This is a genomic window from Fibrobacter sp. (genome assembly GCF_045601785.1).
Lineage (GTDB): Bacteria > Fibrobacterota > Fibrobacteria > Fibrobacterales > Fibrobacteraceae > Fibrobacter.
In genome coordinates this window covers 12,133-29,025 of sequence record NZ_JAZSAF010000054.1, presented here as the reverse complement: position 1 = coordinate 29,025, position 16,893 = coordinate 12,133, and the positions used below count along the sequence as shown (strand labels likewise).

Annotated in this window: 17 protein-coding genes; 12 read left to right on the top strand and 5 right to left on the bottom strand. The window is 50.5% G+C overall.

Translation table 11 applies throughout. The features are described 5' to 3' along the window. From ACKI61_RS08020 to ACKI61_RS08010, 3 genes are all read left to right on the top strand, one after another. Positions 1-1,134, top strand: a 1,134-nt coding sequence (locus ACKI61_RS08020; protein ID WP_407457224.1) for an IMP dehydrogenase, incomplete at its 5' end; no start/stop codon positions are given. A 127-nt stretch (positions 1,135-1,261) separates the two neighbouring features. Next, positions 1,262-1,867, top strand: a complete 606-nt coding sequence (locus tag ACKI61_RS08015; protein ID WP_407457223.1) for a hypothetical protein — start codon at positions 1,262-1,264, stop codon at positions 1,865-1,867. Next, a complete protein-coding gene (locus ACKI61_RS08010; protein ID WP_407457222.1) occupies positions 1,867-2,700 on the top strand; it encodes a hypothetical protein in 834 nt (277 codons plus the stop codon). Before ACKI61_RS08015 ends, ACKI61_RS08010 begins: the two co-directional genes overlap by 1 nt. Positions 2,701-2,770: 70 nt before the next feature. Here the strand turns inward: ACKI61_RS08010 and gatA are convergent, their stop codons facing one another. From gatA to ACKI61_RS07990, 4 genes are read right to left on the bottom strand one after another with little or no spacing between them, the layout of a single operon-like run. Continuing rightward, on the bottom strand, positions 2,771-4,186 hold the full coding sequence (gatA, locus tag ACKI61_RS08005; RefSeq protein WP_407457221.1) for an Asp-tRNA(Asn)/Glu-tRNA(Gln) amidotransferase subunit GatA: 1,416 nt from the start codon (positions 4,184-4,186) through the stop codon (positions 2,771-2,773). Next, complete coding sequence (locus ACKI61_RS08000; RefSeq protein WP_407457220.1) at positions 4,186-4,509, bottom strand: DUF4321 domain-containing protein; 324 nt, start codon at positions 4,507-4,509, stop codon at positions 4,186-4,188. Before ACKI61_RS08000 ends, gatA begins: the two co-directional genes overlap by 1 nt. A 34-nt stretch (positions 4,510-4,543) precedes the next feature. Further along, positions 4,544-5,221: a uracil-DNA glycosylase gene (ung, locus tag ACKI61_RS07995; protein ID WP_407457219.1), complete on the bottom strand. Its 678-nt coding sequence runs from the start codon at positions 5,219-5,221 to the stop codon at positions 4,544-4,546. Between the two features lie 2 nt (positions 5,222-5,223). Further along, complete coding sequence (locus tag ACKI61_RS07990) at positions 5,224-6,528, bottom strand: THUMP-like domain-containing protein (RefSeq protein WP_407457218.1); 1,305 nt, start codon at positions 6,526-6,528, stop codon at positions 5,224-5,226. A 64-nt stretch (positions 6,529-6,592) separates the two neighbouring features. Between ACKI61_RS07990 and ACKI61_RS07985 the strand changes: the two genes are divergently transcribed. The 5 genes from ACKI61_RS07985 to ACKI61_RS07965 are packed head-to-tail and all read left to right on the top strand — an operon-like array spanning position 6,593 to position 12,812. Continuing rightward, positions 6,593-7,594, top strand: coding sequence for a metallophosphoesterase (locus tag ACKI61_RS07985; protein WP_407457217.1), 1,002 nt, complete (start codon positions 6,593-6,595; stop codon positions 7,592-7,594). Further along, a complete protein-coding gene (locus ACKI61_RS07980; RefSeq protein WP_407457216.1) occupies positions 7,570-9,627 on the top strand; it encodes a cytochrome c biogenesis protein in 2,058 nt (685 codons plus the stop codon). The genes ACKI61_RS07985 and ACKI61_RS07980 overlap by 25 nt, the downstream gene beginning before the upstream one ends. An 18-nt stretch (positions 9,628-9,645) precedes the next feature. Beyond that, positions 9,646-10,953: a deoxyguanosinetriphosphate triphosphohydrolase gene (locus ACKI61_RS07975; RefSeq protein WP_072977314.1), complete on the top strand. Its 1,308-nt coding sequence runs from the start codon at positions 9,646-9,648 to the stop codon at positions 10,951-10,953. Between the two features lie 6 nt (positions 10,954-10,959). Further along, positions 10,960-11,652 carry a pyrimidine 5'-nucleotidase gene (locus tag ACKI61_RS07970; protein ID WP_407457215.1) on the top strand — a complete coding sequence of 231 codons (693 nt, stop codon included), beginning with the start codon at positions 10,960-10,962 and terminating at the stop codon, positions 11,650-11,652. A gap of 44 nt (positions 11,653-11,696) precedes the next feature. Beyond that, positions 11,697-12,812, top strand: coding sequence for a hypothetical protein (locus ACKI61_RS07965; protein WP_407457214.1), 1,116 nt, complete (start codon positions 11,697-11,699; stop codon positions 12,810-12,812). Here ACKI61_RS07965 and ACKI61_RS07960 read toward each other — a convergent pair whose 3' ends face one another. Beyond that, a complete protein-coding gene (locus tag ACKI61_RS07960) occupies positions 12,813-13,628 on the bottom strand; it encodes an ADP-ribosylglycohydrolase family protein (protein ID WP_407457213.1) in 816 nt (271 codons plus the stop codon). A 62-nt stretch (positions 13,629-13,690) separates the two neighbouring features. Here ACKI61_RS07960 and ACKI61_RS07955 point away from each other — a divergent pair, with 62 nt between their 5' ends. The 4 genes from ACKI61_RS07955 (at position 13,691) to ACKI61_RS07940 (ending at position 16,838) form a co-directional block, all read left to right on the top strand. Continuing rightward, on the top strand, positions 13,691-13,843 hold the full coding sequence (locus ACKI61_RS07955; RefSeq protein WP_407457212.1) for a hypothetical protein: 153 nt from the start codon (positions 13,691-13,693) through the stop codon (positions 13,841-13,843). A 386-nt stretch (positions 13,844-14,229) separates the two neighbouring features. Next, the gene (locus ACKI61_RS07950; RefSeq protein WP_407457211.1) at positions 14,230-14,574 is read left to right on the top strand and encodes a hypothetical protein; all 345 of its coding nucleotides are present in this window, start codon (positions 14,230-14,232) and stop codon (positions 14,572-14,574) included. Positions 14,575-14,679: 105 nt separating this feature from the next. Next, entirely contained in the window at positions 14,680-16,194 is a 1,515-nt protein-coding gene (locus ACKI61_RS07945; RefSeq protein ID WP_407457210.1) for a hypothetical protein, read from the top strand. A 197-nt stretch (positions 16,195-16,391) separates the two neighbouring features. Beyond that, positions 16,392-16,838 carry a BspA family leucine-rich repeat surface protein gene (locus tag ACKI61_RS07940; protein ID WP_407457209.1) on the top strand — a complete coding sequence of 149 codons (447 nt, stop codon included), beginning with the start codon at positions 16,392-16,394 and terminating at the stop codon, positions 16,836-16,838. The last annotated feature ends 55 nt before the right edge of the window (positions 16,839-16,893 follow it).

Below are 16,893 nucleotides of genomic sequence, written 5' to 3'. Positions count from 1 at the left end.
TTTGAACTCCGCGCCCGCAACAAGGTGAGCGGTTTCCCGATTCTTTCGAAGGGTAAGCTCGTGGGCATGCTCACTAGCCGCGACCTGCGCACCGTGAGCGACATGAACGCAAAGATTCGCACCGTGATGACGAAGAATCCGGTGACGGCAAGCCCGAAGGTGAGCCTCGCCAAGGCGAAGGAAATCCTCGCCGAAAAGCGTATCGAAAAGCTTCCGCTGGTGGATGCTTCTGGCGCCTTGAAGGGCCTCATTACCATGACGGACATCTTGAAGCGTGAAAACAACCCGAACGCAAGCCTCGACAAGAACGGCCAGTTGCTCGTGGGTGCCGCTGTCAGCACTTCCGCCAATACGCTTGAACGCGTCGCCGCCCTCGTGGACGCCGGCGTCGACCTGTTGATTATCGATACGGCTCATGGCCACCACATCGGTGTGCGCAACATGGTGAAGACCGTTCGCAAAAAGTATCCGAAGCTCACGATTTGCGCCGGTAACGTTTGCACGCCGGAAGCTGTCGAAGAACTCGCCAAGTGCGGTGCCAACATCGTCAAGGTGGGTATCGGTCCGGGTTCCATTTGCACTACGCGTATCGTGGCCGGTGTCGGTTACCCGCAGTTCTCCGCCGTGGTGGAATGCGGCAAGATGGCCCGTAAGGTCGGCGTGAAGATTATCGCTGACGGTGGCCTCAAGTTCTCTGGCGACATCGTGAAGGCCTTGGCCGCTGGCGGTCACGCCGTGATGGTGGGTTCTCTCTTTGCCGGTACCGAAGAAGCTCCGGGCGAAGTCATCCTCGCCGATGGCCGTAGCTACAAGAGCTACCGCGGCATGGGCTCTCTCGGCGCCATGAAGGCCGGTTCTGCTGACCGTTACTTCCAGGGCGGCGTGCAGGAACCGCGCAAGTTCGTTCCGGAAGGCATCGAAGGCCGCGTGCCGTACAAGGGCCCGCTCCGCGACACCGTTTACCAGCTGATTGGCGGTATCCATTCCGCGATGGGCTACGCAGGTGCGGCAAACCTCGACGAACTCTACAAGAAGGCAACGTTTGTCCGTATTACGGGTGCAGGTCTCCGCGAATCTCACCCGCATGACGTGACGATTACGAAGGAAGCCCCGAACTACCATACGGGCGACTAATTCCGCTTTCGGTAATCGTTTAGAAAATGCCTCCGGAGAAAATCCGGGGGCGTTTTGTTTATGTTTTTTTTCAAAATGAATATATATTTGTACTATGATGAAATTTTGTACTAAATTATTGCTTTTGATGAATTTTTCGCTTGCGTTTTTTTGTGCATGCGGAGACGTTGTAACAACTGAACCCAATTATTACAAGTGTAGCGACAATTCGAAAATCAGTGGGTATGCGGCAGAATTTGGCAATTATAAAGTGGGCAAGGCAATTCCGTACAAGCATTCGGACGGCTATCAGTTTTCGCTTGCTGTCATTGATAGAGATAACTATATCGATGATGTTTGCACTAAGCATTTGAATACTATTCTGGAATCGGCGTATCCCATTTATTCTATTTCCCTTTCTATAGAAACGACGACTTTCTATTATAATGAGCAAGACAAATTGAATCAAACTATCACGGCCGAGTTTGGACAGTATGTTTTCTCGCTTCGGAATCCGGAATCGCTCAAAAGCGCGCACGATTCGTCGTATATCGAAAAGATGGAGATAAATGGAGTCACATATACCGATGTCGCTGTTGCCAAGGGGCGCAAATACGAACAGTCGTATAAGAACGATTATCAGACAAATACGGTTGAATCAAGTGCCAGGTTGTATTACCAGACAAAGAAGGGCATTTTGAAAATAGAGATGGAAGACGGTAGCTACATTGCAATCAATGAGGAGGACGACTAATGAAAAAGGTTCTTTTTCTTGCTTTTGTGGCGCTTCTTTGGGCCTGTGGTGATGATGAAAGTTCTTCGATGTCCAAGGATGTGCAGATGTTGCTGGATTCCAAGAAGGGCTTCAGCGAAGATTCTGTCATCTATTTGGCGGATACGGTCAACTTTGTCGACAAGATAGATCAGCATGTCGATTTCGGTACAAAAGACCAACCTGAGATGTACTATGCTGCCAAGGCGCTTACGTCTGGCATTGATGTGCAGCTCTATGTAGATCAGCAATTGAATGATGTCTCCATAGTTGTCCGTTGCAATCCGGCCCTGAATGAAAAAATCATTTTCGACGATCCCGTTTTCCCGGCGACAACAAAGAATGGCAATAAGCTGAGTTTCAAGGATTCCCTCAAAGTGGCTGATTCCACGTATTACGACATTATAGTGTTCAATGCAACCGACAGTTCGTATAACGTGTGCAACATCTCGGCGTTCTATTACGGCGTCCACGACGGCCTTGTCAGAGTCGTGAGTAAGAACGGTGTCACATTGAATCGCGTTCCGGCGAAAGTCTATGAAGCGGCCGAAGACCGCAGAGCCAAAGAAAAGGCGATCGCCGATTCAATCGCCCAAGCTATTGCGGATTCTGTTGCTCAAGCCGTAGCCGATTCTATTGCTCAAGCTGTAGCTGATTCTATTGTCAAGGCGAATACTGTTGATAGCAGCGGTAGCGATGGAGACTCCATTGCTATCCCGCAAGAAGTTATTGATCTTGCAGAATCCGTTGCCGAATGTATCAAGAAGGCGTATTCGGCAGGTTCGCTTTCAGCAATTAAGGATTGCGAAATTTAAGATTGTTTTTTTAGCAGACGAAAAAGACCTGTTCCGAAGAACAGGTCTTTTAAATTTTATCACGTCGCAATTACTTGTTCAAGCGCTCTGTTGCGGCGGCGACGCTGAGCAGGTCGGCTTCCATAAACGGCTTGCCGATCCACTGGAGACCCACGGGGAGTCCGCCGGCCATGCCGCACGGCACGCTTACGCCCGGGAGGCCGGAAAGGTTCAGGCTCACGGTGTAGATGTCGCTGAGGTAAACGGCCATCGGGTCGGATTCGTTCATGCCGCACTTGAGCGGGAGCCCCGGCATTGTCGGGCTTGCAATCACGTCGCAGCTTTCGAAAGCCTTGTTGAAGTCATCGGTAATCAGGCGACGGACCTTCTGGGCCTGCACGTAGTAGGCGTCGTAGAAGCCTGCAGAAAGAACGTAGCTTCCGAGGAGAATGCGACGCTGAACTTCCTTGCCGAAACCTTCGCTGCGGGACTTGGCGTACAGGTCAAAGAGCTTGCGGGCTTCTTTGCTGCGGTAGCCGTAGCGAACGCCGTCGTAGCGGGAGAGGTTCGAACTTGCTTCGGCGGTTGCAATGATGTAGTAGCTGGATACGGCGTAGCTGATGTGCGGGAGGCTGATTTCCTTGAGGGTGGCGCCTTCGGCTTCGAGCTTTTTCAGCATACCTTCGATAGCTGCCTTGCATTCGGGGTCGAGGCCTTCGCCAAAATATTCCTTCGGAACGCCAATCACCTTGCCCTTCACGCCAGCGTCGAGCTTAGCGGTAAAGTCTTCGGTCGGGCGAGTGCTGGTGGTGTTGTCGTGGGGGTCGATGCCGCAGATAGCGCCGAGGAGGGTGGCGGTATCCTTAACGGTTGCACCGAAGGGGCCAATCTGGTCCAAAGAGCTTGCGTAAGCCAAGAGGCCGTAACGGGAGACGCGGCCGTAGGTGGGCTTTAAGCCCACAACGCCTGTGCAGGCGGCGGGCTGACGAATGGAACCACCGGTGTCGGAGCCGAGCGCACAGGCGACCGTGCCACTGGCCACGGCTACGGCCGAACCGCCACTGGAACCACCCGGAACGCGGGATTCATCGAGCGGGTTCACGACCTTACCGAAGTAGGAGGTCTCGTTGCTCGAACCCATGGCGAATTCGTCCATATTCGTCTTGCCGACGATCACGGCACCGGCGGCTTCGAGTTTTTCGATAGCGGTAGCGGTGTAGGGGGCGACAAAGTTTTCAAGAATCTTGGACGCGGCCGTGGTGCGAGTGCCTTCGATGCACATGTTATCTTTGACTGCAACCGGAATACCGTCGAGGGCTCCGAGAGTCTTGCCTTCGGCGCGGCGTTTGTCGGATTCGGCGGCCTTCTGCAAGGCGCGTTCGTTCAAAACACTAATGTAGGCGTTTAAATTCTTAGTAGATTCAATCTTTGCGAGGGATTCTTCGGCGAGTGAAACTGCAGTTGCACCGCCAGCGAGCTTGGCTTGAAGTTCGTCAATAGTAAACATTACCTTTCTCCGGACCATTTCATTATGTAGATACCAATAACCATGCCGATGACGCTAACGACGTTCAGCTTGATGCCAAAACCAAGGGCCAGCTTGACGAGGTAGAGGTCCAAGACGACAGGTTCGGGCTTATCGCCAAAGCCGATGTTAAAGTTGAACGATGACACGAAGAAATTGTGGACCACGTTGTTGTATCCACCCGCATTCATCAACTCACCAAGCTGACCAAACAGCACCCCGAGACATTCGCCCAGGATTCCGCCGATAATCAGGCCCAGTACAACAAAGAGCAATAGACGGCCAAAAGTATTCTTGCGATTCATGTTGTTTAATATAGAAAATTAGACTGGTGCGGCGCTACTTGATGCTCCAGTCGATGGGTTCGAGACCCTTGCTCCTCAAATATTCGTTGGCTTTGCTGAAGTGTTTGCAACCAAAGAATCCCCGATAGGCAGAAAGTGGGCTCGGGTGGGGCGCTGTTAGAATCAGGTGCCCGCGATTTTTTGCGACTAGTTCCTGTTTCTTGATGGCGAAACTGCCCCAGAGCAGGAATACTAGGTTTTCGCGGGTTTCGGACAAACGCTTGATGATGGTGTCGGTGAACTGTTGCCAGCCGATTCCGGCATGGCTTGCTGCCATGTGGGCGCGCACCGTGAGCGATGCGTTGAGCAGTAAAATTCCCTGGTGAGCCCAGCTTTCAAGGTTCCCGTGTGGCGGCGGGTTGATTCCCAGGTCGTCGTGCAGTTCCTGGAAAATGTTGATGAGCGAGGGGGGCGGCTGGATTCCCATGGGTACCGAGAAGCAGAGCCCGTGAGCCTGTCCCGGATTGTGGTAAGGGTCCTGCCCGATAATGACCGCCTTGACCTTGTCGACCGGGCAAAAATCGAGGGCTGCAAAAATCTGGGATCCCGGAGGGTACACCACGTGGTGTTCCGCCTTCTCTTGCAAAAGCTTTTCCTTGATTTGTTTGAAGTAGGGTTGCTCGAACTGGTCGGCGAGCAGGTTCAGCCAAGATGGTTCAAGTTTTATAGACATGTTTAAAATTTTCTCGCTAGTATCGCAATCTTTTCCCCATAGGCGCGAGTGTAGAAAAGAATCGCGGAATTCTTGCCTTTGGACTTTAAGCGCTTGATTTCGGCATCGGGATCGAGCTTTACGCCACGGAGCTTGAGTGTTATTTTTCCGATGTCGTGTTCCTTGAGCATGGCGCGCACGGCGCCCGTTGCAATTTCTGCGTGGGCGAGCACTTCGTAGCACGAAAATCCTGGTGCGCTTAGCGGCTTTTCGCTGGTGACGTAGGCGATGCCTTCTGAAATCAGGTGTGCGCTTGGGTCGCAGTCGAGGGCCGCTTGGTTGAAGAGGTGGCTTCGAATAAGGACTGGCGCCGGTTCTGAGATATATTGGCTGATGCAGCCGAGGGGCAGGTCGTTCCTGCTGGTCGCCGTGCGGTAAGTGCGGTCCTTGCCTTCGAGGGTGTCGTTCTTGTCGAGTTTTTCCTGTAGCTCGTCGTCCAGTGTCTCGCTCTCGCGGTCGCGTTTGCGGCTCCATTCGGCAAGCGTTTCGCCGGATTTGTCCACGATGACTGCGCGGACGGTGTCCGGGTTCTTGGCGAGCGCGCCGAACAACACGAGGCATTCGCGGCAGTCGCTGTGACCGCCTAAATAAAGAATCTCGGTTCCGTCGGGAATTTCCGCCGGTGGATATCCGGGAGGGAGCTTTGCCATGCCGCCCTTGTAGTGCTTGCTGATTTCGGCGACTTCTTCGAGCGTGGGCGTCAGGTTGCGCAGGTCCCGCTGGTTTTCGCCTTCGATGGCGCGGCGGGCGGGATCAATGGTGAAGTAGTCCTTTTTTTTGTTGCCGTTGGAATCGTTGTTGCGGGCGACTTCGCGGACATCGGCACATTGCGACTCAGCTGATTTCCCGAGAACGCCCATGTTGTAGCGGTACATCGCTAGGCGGTTTTCGTCGAGATCGACTCCCGTAATTTTTAAACTCCTCGGCAAGAAGAAACTGTCTCCACCCATGCCGCAGCATAAATCGTGGACTGAGCCTTCGCTAGGCCAAAGGCCTGCCTTCCAGCGTCCGATATCTTGGGCGGTACTTTGCTCCAGAGCTAGCTTGTCGCAGAGCAGAAATTTGTCCTTTCGTTCTGATTCACCAAAGAATTTCTCGCGGAACTTGGGAACTAGTGCCATGTAATCCATGATGACGGACCGTTCTTCGTTGGAACAGCCGTCTTTGTTCAGACGTGTGGACACTTGGAGTGCATCAAGCTTCCGAGACCGGGCATCCTTGATGAAGTCCTGTGTTTTGGCAGATGTGAGCAACTCCCAGAAATTCATGTTTCAAATAAAAAGGTTCCTTGCTTGCAAAGATAATTTTATTTGCATTAGTTATATTAAGGGTATGACAGATTCTCTCGATTTTATAGGAGATGTACACGGACATTTCGACGAGCTGCGGGCCTTGTTGCAAAAGCTGGGCTACGAGGAATCGCAGGGTGCCTTCCGCTATCCTGGAGGTGCTCGTACGGTAGTGTTCCTGGGTGACTATGTAGATCGAGGCCCCAAGGTTCGCGAAACCTTGCAACTCGTGCGAGCTATGCGCGATGCGGGAACGGCGGTTGCCCTCATGGGAAACCACGAATTCAACATGCTTTCGTTCTGGCAAAGGAACGGTGCCGGTGGCGGTCACCATCTGGAAAGGATGAAGGATGGCTACCTTCGCGAGCACAGCTTCAACAAGGTGGCGATCCATTCGCGGACGATATCGAGTTTTGTTGGATGCAAACAGGAATTTCTGGATGCTCTCGAGTTCGTGAAGACGCTGCCTTTTTTCTTGGAGACGGACTCGTTCAGGGCGCAGCATGCCTGTTTTGATGTCGACGCCGTGGCGGCAATTAGGCGCGAGGGGATAACCTGTTTTGCGGACGGCGATTTTGACAAGCTCATCGCCCGCGCAAACGACGAAGACTACGAATATGACGACAGCCTTTTTTTGCCGTTGAGCACGGTATTGAAGGGCCCCGAAATGTATTTGCCCGTGGGCGAGCATTTTACGGATGCCGAAGGCGTTCGACGAGTGAAAACACGAATTGCCTGGTGGCTTGACCCCAACAAGGCGAACTTCCGCGAGCTTTGTTTCCAACCGGGCGTATCGATGAATGTGAAGGCGGAAGTTCCTTCGGAAGTGCGTTCGCGAAATTTCTACGGCGAAGGCGAACGCCCCGTGTTCTTTGGACATTATTGGCTGACGGGGCTTCCGAAACTGATCCGCGACAATGTTTGTTGCTTGGATTTTAGTGTGGCGGGGTACCGCGGGAATGGTCGCCTGGTGGCATATCGCTTTGATGGCGAACAGAAACTGGATGAAGGAAAGTTTGTATGGGTAGATGCGTTGTCACGTTAAAAAAACTTGCGTCGCTGAAGTTTACGGCACTACTCCTGGTAGCTTTTATGCTGCTGACATTCTGGGGCGTGCTCGCGCAGGTGAATGCGGAGTCGGCGGGGGTGCCCGCGGCTGTTGCGGTTGATCGTTTTTTTGGCAGCTTTTTCATTTTAATTCTGGGTGTCATCCCGTTGCCAGCGTTCAAGACGCTTGTCGTACTTGCCGCCCTGAATGTAGCCTTGTCGATGTTTTTCCGCATGCCGCGAGGATTTAGGAATATCGGGCTTTGGCTCATGCATTTGGCACTCCTTTTTTTGCTTGTGGGGGGGATTGCTGAAAGTGGGATCAAGCGTGAATACAACGGCTATCGCGATGCGTCGACGGTCAATGAGACTGTCTCTTTCTTTGCTGTCGATGACAGCCTTAGGGTGACTCCTGTTGCCGTAGATGAAAGGGACTACGCCTATTCAGTCCATTATCAGGGTAGGGTAGATGGTGTGATGGGAAAGTCGGTTGACCTGTACAAGGCTACATACGATCCTCTGCGCTTTGTGCCGTATGCGTTCATGGTGCTATTCCTTTTGGGGGCGGTGATTCACTACGCGGTGAAGGTTCGGTGCAAGTTGGCGCCCCCGAAGGGTGGTAAGCTGCTAATCTTGCCCTTCGCTGTACTGTTGGCGGTGTTGCCGATGGATGCCCATGCGTCAGAACGGGCGATTCCGATTTGGGAAGCACTTCATCCGGATACCCCTGTTATGGTGGAATCTTCGGTGCGTCCGTTCGATTCCTTTGCGCGCGGATTTCTTGATGACTTGAGTGGACGTGTGAAGTACAAAAAGCTTGCTGCGACAGATGTGGTGCGGCAGATTTTGGTTGCTCCTGAGACGGCACGGAACTATGACTTGTTCAAGGTGCTTCGCAGCGATGTTTCGGTGATTCTTCGCCTGCCGCTGGAAAAACGGTATGTGAGCTATGCCAATCTTGCGCCATTGAAAGATATCCTTAGGCTGTATGCGACCCGTAGCGACCGTCATCCGGCGACGGCCGAAATTCGGCGGCTTTATGCTAATGTGCTGCTTTACGAATCGGTGGCGGACCGCTCGGCGTTTTCGATTGTTTCTAGGAATTCACTGACCTATTCTGAATTTAGCCCGCGCAGGCTCAAAGCAGAAGTCCTGTTCCACGGGCTGAACTTTGCGCTAGTAGCTTTTGTGATAGCCTTGCTTGCCTGCCTGCTCTCGTCGTTTAACGTGGTGTTCCGTTCGCTAAGGCTAGATGCCTTCGCCAATGCCCTTTGCATGGCCACTGCGATTATTCTTTCGGTGATGTTTGCTTTGCGCACCTACATTGCTGCTCGACCTCCGATGTCTAGCTTGTACGAAATTGTGATGCTTGTAGCTTTGATGCTGATGGTGTTTGAATCAGGTGCGTTTGTATTCTGCAAGCGCCGCACCTACACCCTGATGATTCCCATAACATTGATGGCGTCGGTGCTGCTGTTCTTTGCTAAGTTCGTGTTGGAACCGGGTGATACCTTCCAGCCGATTCCCACGGTGCTGAACTCGTCGGTGTTTTTGACGTTTCATGTGTTCTCGATAGCGCTTGGCTTTGCGGGGATGATTTTGTCGGGAGTGGTTTCCCACTTGGTGCTGTACAGAAGGTCAAGAATGACACCGCTCTTTTCGCTGATGTACGGAACTCTAGTATTCGGCATGGTGTTTACTGTTTTGGGAACACTCCTTGGCGGCATCTGGGCTGATTTTGCCTGGGGACGCTTCTGGGGCTTTGATCCTAAGGAATGTGGAGCTTTGTTTGTGATTCTTTGGGCGCTACTCTCACTTCATTTGTGGGCGGGAAAAATTATTTCACAGCGAGGATTTGCTCTGATGAACGCGCTCAATGTGATTGTCACGTTCCTTTGCTGGTTTGGGGTGAATTTGCTCGGCGTGGGACTCCATAGTTACGGCTTTCAGCAGAGTTCCGTCGTTTGGCTTACGGCGTTTGTGGCAATAGACTTGGTTGCAATTGGAGCGCTTGCGATTCTCCGTAAGTAAGTTTTCTAAATTTAGTCCATGCTTCAATGGGATACTTTGCTTTCTGCGACGCGCTACGGGCACCCCGCCGATTTGGACCCGAACCGTTCTGACTTTCACCGCGATTACGACCGTATTGTTTTTTCGACAGCATTCAGACGCCTAGGCCGCAAGACTCAGGTGCACCCGTTCTCGGTGAATGACCATGTGCACAGTCGCTTGACTCACAGCATCGAAGTGTCGAGCGTGGGGCGCAGCCTTGCGATTACGGTGTATCATTTGATTAAAAAGTATCTGCCCAAGTACATTAACGAATACCATTTCGGAACGATTGTCCAGTCCGCCTGCCTTGCGCACGATATCGGAAATCCGCCCTTTGGACATGCCGGTGAAGCTGCCATTCGCGAATGGTTCCGCAAGAACCGTAATTCCGCACCGCTTCGCGACTTGAGTGAAACTGAGATTGCTGACTTCGAAAACTTTGATGGCAACGCCCAGGGCCACCGCATTTTGAGCAAGCTGGAATACCATTTTTTAGATGGTGGTATGCGCCTTACGTACGCGACACTTGGTGCCATGATTAAGTATCCGCAGCTTGCAAAGTTTGGGCAGCCTACAAGCCTTTTTTCGACCGAAGCGGATCTTTATCGAGTGACCGCTTATACGCTTGGCATTCCTGAAGTGGAAACGGGCAAATGGGTGCGCCACCCGTTGGTGTACCTGATGGAAGCGGCCGACGATATTTGCTACAGCATCTTGGATGTAGAAGATGCCATTGAACTTGGCATTTTGAGCTACGGCGATGTGCGAGGCATGTTCAGTTATTTGTGCGGCCCCGATGTGGATATTGACCGCGAATTCCAGGAAAACGGTCAGAATTTCCGCGACTTCTTGAGCAGTGTCCGCGGTTTAGCAATTCAGAACTTGATTGACGATGTGGCGGTGACTTTCGTGAACAACTACGAAGCCATCATGAGTGGCGAACGCGTCAAGCATTTGACGAACCTTTCCCGCTCCGACGTGATGGAAGGGATCCGCATCGCAAAGCGCCTGGGTGTCGAACGCATCTACCCCGACCGCCGCAAGACCGAACTCGAAGTCGGTAGCTACACGACGCTTGCCACCGTGCTCGATGCCTTTATCAACGGCGTTTACGACTACCGCCTGAACGGAAATAATTCCTACCGCGCCGACCGCATTGTGCGACTCATTGGCCAAGCAAAAATTGGCCAAAGCGTGACGGTTGCCGAAGCCTACCATCAGGTGCTCGACTTTGTGAGTGGCATGACGGACAACTACGCGACATACCTTGCGCGTCAGATTGGCGGCCTTGCCATGGGATACTAAGTCCGTATGGTTTGGCTGTTTGATTACGACTTGACCTTGTACGGCGCCGAAGAACGGTGTGTCATCAATTCGCTGGACCACCGCATTTCCCTTTTTGTACAAAAGACGGTGGGTGGTGATTTCGAATCAGCCCATAAGGTGCGCACCGATTACCTGGAACGCTTCGGTACGACCCTTTCGGGGCTGATGGCCATGCACGGCACGGATCCCGACGAGTTTTTCGATTTCATTCATGAGCCGGAATATTTGATTTACCCCAAGAAGTCTCCCGAAAAGTTGGCCTTGCTGCAGAGCCTGAAAGGTCCGCATTTCGTTTTTACGAACGGTCGTCACGATTGGAGCGAAGCGGGCATGGCCCACATGGGGATCGATTCGGCGATTGATGCCGTGTTTGACTTGAAACAGCTCGGCTGGGTAGGAAAACCGCACGAAAGCGCCTATGAAAAAATGGAGGCGTGGCTTGCCGAAAAACTCCCTGCGATGGGGGTTGAAATGCCCGAGGATCCGCGCGAAATTGTGCTGCTCGAGGATTCGCTCCGTAACCTGGAACCTGCACATCGACGCGGCTGGACGACGATTTTTGTGAATCCGACCCCCGATACCCCCGATTGGGTGGATTATCACATTCCGCATATATTAGAGCTTGGAAGATTGAACTTAAACAATGTCATTGCGAGCGAAGCGCGGCAATCTACCTAGTTCAACCAACCTATTTTTATCTTTTTTTGTATTTTATTTCCTGTATGAAAATTTCTGCACTATTTGCTGTAATTTGCCTTTTGGCGGTGTCATTTGCCGCCGCGATGCCTGAACCTGCCAAACGAAACGGTTTTAGCAACATGACCGTTGTTACGGAGTATTCCGAACTTTTGAAAGAAAAGAATGCCCGCAACGATTCGCTTTTACCCGCCCTCGATGGCGACAAGGCTTTTGCCGAAGTGCTTCGCCTGAATCCGAATTTTTGGAGCTTGGGGGGCGCGCTCGACAAGGAAGCTTCTCTTGTAACCAAGCTTAACGCAAAAGTCATCTTTATTGACGGCATCCGCGAAGACCCCTTCTGCGAAATCGACAAGAATGCGGGCAATACCGCTGGCGAATGGAACGTGCGCATTGGCGTGGACTTTGTGTCGGGTGGCTCCAATACGGTGCACATTCATGTGCAACAGTGCTTGGATTATGTTCGCGATGAGCTTGGCTATGCCATCAAGAAGGGGGACAAGGTGGTCTTTGTTCCGCCCAAGAAGGTTCTTGACAAGATTAAGGAAAGCGAAATTCCCGATGCTATCGATATCGACTTGCAACAGACTCTTTTAAAGGCCCACGAAGACGTGAACTTGACCGGCAAATGCCCCAAGGATATCGAAGCATACATCATCTTGATGAATGTCTATGAACAAGTTAAAAATCAGAAGATGGACTACGTGGTCATCAACGATCAGCTGAACAAGCAACGCAACGGGGCAGGCCGCGTGCAGAGCTGTGCCTTTAGCCGCGAATGGAACAAACGCTACCACGAAAGCGCAAGTTTCGAATGCGACATCGACAATGACCGTTGTACCTACCGTCAGGAAAACGACGGCAATTCTGATTGGGCAATCAACTACGAGCAGGACCGCTTCGAGTACATCAACAAGAAGTTCCTTTTCTTCAATTTGAATCCGAAAAGCATCCACAAGGGCGGCACCATGCTCGACCTTCGCCTGCTCCGCCTTTCCACGAATTTGTGGCTCGAAGCCTACTTGAATATGAAGGGCGACCCCGTGACGCTCGGCCTTATCATCGTCCCCGGCGGCGACAAGTCTATGGATGACTACGACGACGGTGAAAGCGATGAAGACGAAGGCGTGATGTTCGAATAGTTAGAGCACTCGGTTTCCGAATTTCTTCTCAAAATCCGTCACCAATTTGTGCGGTTCCGGGAAGTAATGCTTTAAAATATTCATCCCAATAGTGTACAGTTTTTTCGGAATACCGAATACGGGTTCCGCTATTCCCCCTGCAATACAGGCGAGCGTGTCGCTGTCCCCACCGAGTGAAACGGCGTTGCGGATGGCATCTTCGTAGTCCGTCGCTTCGAGTACGCAGCGGATCGCCTGCGGGACTGTTCCTTGGCAAAGTGCAGCACCCGGGTAAGCCCAACTGTATTCTGGACGTAATTCGTCAAGCGTAAAATTCAAATCGTAGCCGAATTCGCTTTCTATGGTCGCTTTGATTTCGTCTTTGCAGGCCCCCTTGCGTGCCATGAAAATGGCAAGAGCCGTCGCCTGTGCACCCTTGATTCCTTCGGGGTGATTGTGTGTACATTCCGCGGATTCCTTCGCCTTGGCAAGAATTTCTTCTTTAGTGTTGAATGCCCAACCCACCGGCGAGATGCGCATGGCTGAGCCGTTTCCGCAACTGTCGTAGGGTTTGCCCTGTCCCGTAGCGCGGGCATCGATGACGTACCTGGTGAATCCACCGCCATACCCGCCAACCGGACAATCGTACTTGCTCGCGTACGCCACGTAGTATTTCCACACTTCGCCCCCGCGCATAATCCAGTCCGCTGTTGCGAATGTCAAAATGCTGTCGTCCGTGGGTGAAATGCCGTCCTTGATCAGCTCAAAATCTTTCGTCTTGATGTTGTCAAACTCGTAAATCGACCCCACCGTATCACCGATAATTGCACCTATCATAAATTCTCCTATTTTACACCTGTAATATCGGTTTTTATGGGGAACTTGTAAAGGGGAGGGGGATGAAACAGGAGCTTATTTCCTTAAATACTGAAATGCGCCCAAAATTTTACAATATTGAGGCGAGTTGTAAAAGTGTAAAGAGGTTTTTTGTGATTAAGGAAAAAATGAGTTCTTTGTTGGGCTTTGCTGAGGCAGAGGAAGATGTAGAGTAATTTTCTCTTCCCATCTATTTAACGATAAAGTGGGTGGGAAATTTTTTTGAGATAAATATGAATATATTGATGCTTCTATAAAGTGGTTATAGGGGGGGGATATTTGGCCAACAGTTGTTTATTAACTTACCCAAAATAGCGAAATTCCATTAAGTATGGAACAGCTCTCTGTATATGGGGCTGTTTTTTTGTTAATTTTTGACCTTTACAAATAGTGCATTTTTTACTATATTTACCCAACTTTTATGAGTTTGATTTTTTAATTGTTTAATTGAAATTGTTGGTTTTTGTTAGAGAAAAATTTTAGGATTTTTTGAGTTTTTCCTTATATACCCTAAAATTCAATCTCTTTACTTCAAAATTTTTTTCAAAAAAGGACAAACACTATGAATAAAAAAGAAGCAATTGAATTACTCCGTCAAAATGGCACCAACGTTGGTGGCAACGTGACGTTTGCGTCGCGAAATGCAGGAAAGGATGTTTACTGGATCAATTCTGAATTCGCATTTTTGCAAGAAGAATGGAATATCATTCTGAATGATCCGGATGAACGAAAAATTAGGTTGGTTGTTGTCCCGGCGGGCGCGATAAACAGGGATGTCGTTAGGGCAAAAACATCTGATGAAAGTAAAACTCATATCGAAATCGGCTGCTCTGATTTCGTTGACGTTAAAAGCGAGAATAGGTCGCTGTGTTTCCGGCAATGGATTTCTCAGACTATAGATTATTAGTTAGCCTGCCCTGATCGGGCTTTTACAATCCCCTCCCGTTTAGCGATAATATGGGAGGGGTTTATTGTATCCAGTCTCCCACAAAATTAAAAAAGGTAGGTTAAAATGGGATTTCTGTGGTTCGGAAAGAAAGAAACGTCGAAGCCTGCGCCGGATGGTCTGGTGCGTCTTGAAAATTATTGCGGGAAGTATGAGCCGGTGGAAGCCATTATTAAGATGTATAATGGTAACCATCCGATTCAACAGACTGTGAATGCGTTCATTGATTCCGAAGTTCACGGCTACAATCGCGAACGAATCATCTCTCTTTTAAAAATCTATAAGGATTTGAAGCAAAAGGATGAGCCGCACCAGGCGCGTGATGTTGAATTGGCGGAACCCACGGTGCGCCATTCCGATGGAGTGTACGAACCGTACGAACTGAGTCTGCCTTTCAAATGTCAACGGTATGGTGTCGTGGAAGCGATAATTGAATGTTACCACTCTAATGTTTCTGTGGATCGAACGCTGAATTTCTTGCGTGAGGCGGGAATTCATAGCTACACGACGGCGCGAATCAAGAAGCTGATAAAGATTTATCTTGATTTGAAGAAAAAGGGCGAGTCCTTTAATTTCACAGATATTGAGCTGCTCGAAGGTCCTGTTGGTGGTGCGAAGTCTGCCGCGAAATCTGGCTCGCGTTCATCTGCGAAGGGGCGGGAAGCCTCCGCGGTGGATTCCGATGACGATAGCGAAGATTTGCCCGAAGTTGATTTCGACGAACCCCTGCCGGAATATGTCGATGACAGCGTGAAGATGAACCGAGAAGAGAAAAAGCTGATTGCGGATGCTCTCCCGATTTTCAGCACGTTGAATGCCCATGTGATGGTGGTGGGTAAGGGGCTTTCGCCCGCTCTTCTGGTAACTGGTCCGGGCGGTATCGGTAAGTCGTTCTCGGTAGAAAAAATCCTCTCGCATTTCGGCAAGAAGAATAAGGATTTCGTGATTATGAAGGGCAAGTGCACGCCTAGCGCAATGTTTGAGTTCCTGTTCAAGAACTACGACAAGATTTGCGTGTTCGATGACTGCGATTCCGTGCTTTCGAGCAAGGAGGGCATCGCGGTGCTCAAGGGAGCGCTCGATTCGGGCCGTACCCGCGAAATTTCCTGGAACACGAAACGCCCCGACATGGTCGATACCTTCGATTGCGAGACGCGCAAGGAGGTGCTTGCCCGCCTTAAGGAATGGAGCAAGGCGCACAAGGGAAAGGCCGGCGTACCGAATCATTTCCAGTTCGAGGGGAGCGTCATCTTTGTCTCGAACATGACTCGCAAGGAACTCGCCTCGAAGGATTCTGCGCTTCTGACCCGCTGCGACCTGGTGGATATCAAGGTTACGCGCGACGAGGTGCTGACTCGCATCCGTTACCTGCTCCCCGAAATCAAGATTTACGATGCGAACGGCAAGAACATTTCGAAATCGGGATTGAAAAAGGAAGTTTTCCGTTGGATCAGTTCGCCGACATTCTTGAACGATCGTCGCATGCGTAACAAGGCCATCGATTTCCGCGTGTTCATCAAGGCGTACAAGGCGCGTTATGCGAATATGCCCAACTGGAAACAGATGGCCTTCTCAAACTAAAGCGTGTCATCTATTGACAGTAAGCCCCCTTTACAAGGAGGGCTTTTTTTACTATATTTACTCGGCTTTGGTGAAATAGATTTTAATAGAAATTGTGGGTTTTTGATAGAGAAAAAATTAAGATTTTTCGAGTTTTTCTCTGTATCCCCCAAATTTCAATCTTTTTTTTTCAAAAAATTTTCAAAAAAGGAGGCACGATGGTTAAGGTTATCGCTCGCGATAGAAAGCATCTCATTGAACTAATCGACAAGGCTATTGAAGAAAATGGTCTCGAATGCGATTTGAATTTTATTGACGTATCGCAGGTGACGGACATGAGCGGGTTGTTCGATCCTGTGCTCGGTTGTTATGACCGTGATGAAGATGTTGGCCCAGTTGATTTTGCTGAGCTAAATAGAAAGGCGGAAAAGAGGAGCATGTTCAATGGTGACATTAGCCGGTGGGACGTGTCCAACGTGGAGGATATGTTCGGATTGTTCAGCCATTCTCGATTCAATGGCGATATTAGCAAGTGGGATGTGTCGAACGTGACAAGTATGAGATCTATGTTCTATAATTCACATTTCAAGGGTGATATCAGCAAGTGGAATATGTCGAAAGTGGTTAGTAAAGAGTATATGTTCGGCAGTGATTATGATTTTTAACTAACACTATATATAATACTATAAACCCGCTGGCGTTCATTCATTCCAGCGGGCT

Excerpts from the sequence above, each read along its gene's own strand:
- ACKI61_RS07980 (WP_407457216.1), top strand. The coding sequence starts at position 7,570 with ATGGGTAGATGCGTTGTCACGTTAAAAAAACTTGCGTCGCTGAAGTTT.
- ACKI61_RS08010 (WP_407457222.1), top strand. The coding sequence starts at position 1,867 with ATGAAAAAGGTTCTTTTTCTTGCTTTTGTGGCGCTTCTTTGGGCCTGT.
- ACKI61_RS07965 (WP_407457214.1), top strand. The coding sequence starts at position 11,697 with ATGAAAATTTCTGCACTATTTGCTGTAATTTGCCTTTTGGCGGTGTCA.
- ACKI61_RS07940 (WP_407457209.1), top strand. The coding sequence starts at position 16,392 with ATGGTTAAGGTTATCGCTCGCGATAGAAAGCATCTCATTGAACTAATC.
- ACKI61_RS07990 (WP_407457218.1), bottom strand. The coding sequence starts at position 6,528 with ATGAATTTCTGGGAGTTGCTCACATCTGCCAAAACACAGGACTTCATC.
- ACKI61_RS08015 (WP_407457223.1), top strand. The coding sequence starts at position 1,262 with ATGAATTTTTCGCTTGCGTTTTTTTGTGCATGCGGAGACGTTGTAACA.
- gatA (WP_407457221.1), bottom strand. The coding sequence starts at position 4,186 with ATGTTTACTATTGACGAACTTCAAGCCAAGCTCGCTGGCGGTGCAACT.
- ACKI61_RS08000 (WP_407457220.1), bottom strand. The coding sequence starts at position 4,509 with ATGAATCGCAAGAATACTTTTGGCCGTCTATTGCTCTTTGTTGTACTG.
- ACKI61_RS07945 (WP_407457210.1), top strand. The coding sequence starts at position 14,680 with ATGGGATTTCTGTGGTTCGGAAAGAAAGAAACGTCGAAGCCTGCGCCG.
- ACKI61_RS07970 (WP_407457215.1), top strand. The coding sequence starts at position 10,960 with ATGGTTTGGCTGTTTGATTACGACTTGACCTTGTACGGCGCCGAAGAA.
- ung (WP_407457219.1), bottom strand. The coding sequence starts at position 5,221 with ATGTCTATAAAACTTGAACCATCTTGGCTGAACCTGCTCGCCGACCAG.
- ACKI61_RS07960 (WP_407457213.1), bottom strand. The coding sequence starts at position 13,628 with ATGATAGGTGCAATTATCGGTGATACGGTGGGGTCGATTTACGAGTTT.
- ACKI61_RS07950 (WP_407457211.1), top strand. The coding sequence starts at position 14,230 with ATGAATAAAAAAGAAGCAATTGAATTACTCCGTCAAAATGGCACCAAC.
- ACKI61_RS07955 (WP_407457212.1), top strand. The coding sequence starts at position 13,691 with ATGAAACAGGAGCTTATTTCCTTAAATACTGAAATGCGCCCAAAATTT.
- ACKI61_RS07975 (WP_072977314.1), top strand. The coding sequence starts at position 9,646 with ATGCTTCAATGGGATACTTTGCTTTCTGCGACGCGCTACGGGCACCCC.
- ACKI61_RS07985 (WP_407457217.1), top strand. The coding sequence starts at position 6,593 with ATGACAGATTCTCTCGATTTTATAGGAGATGTACACGGACATTTCGAC.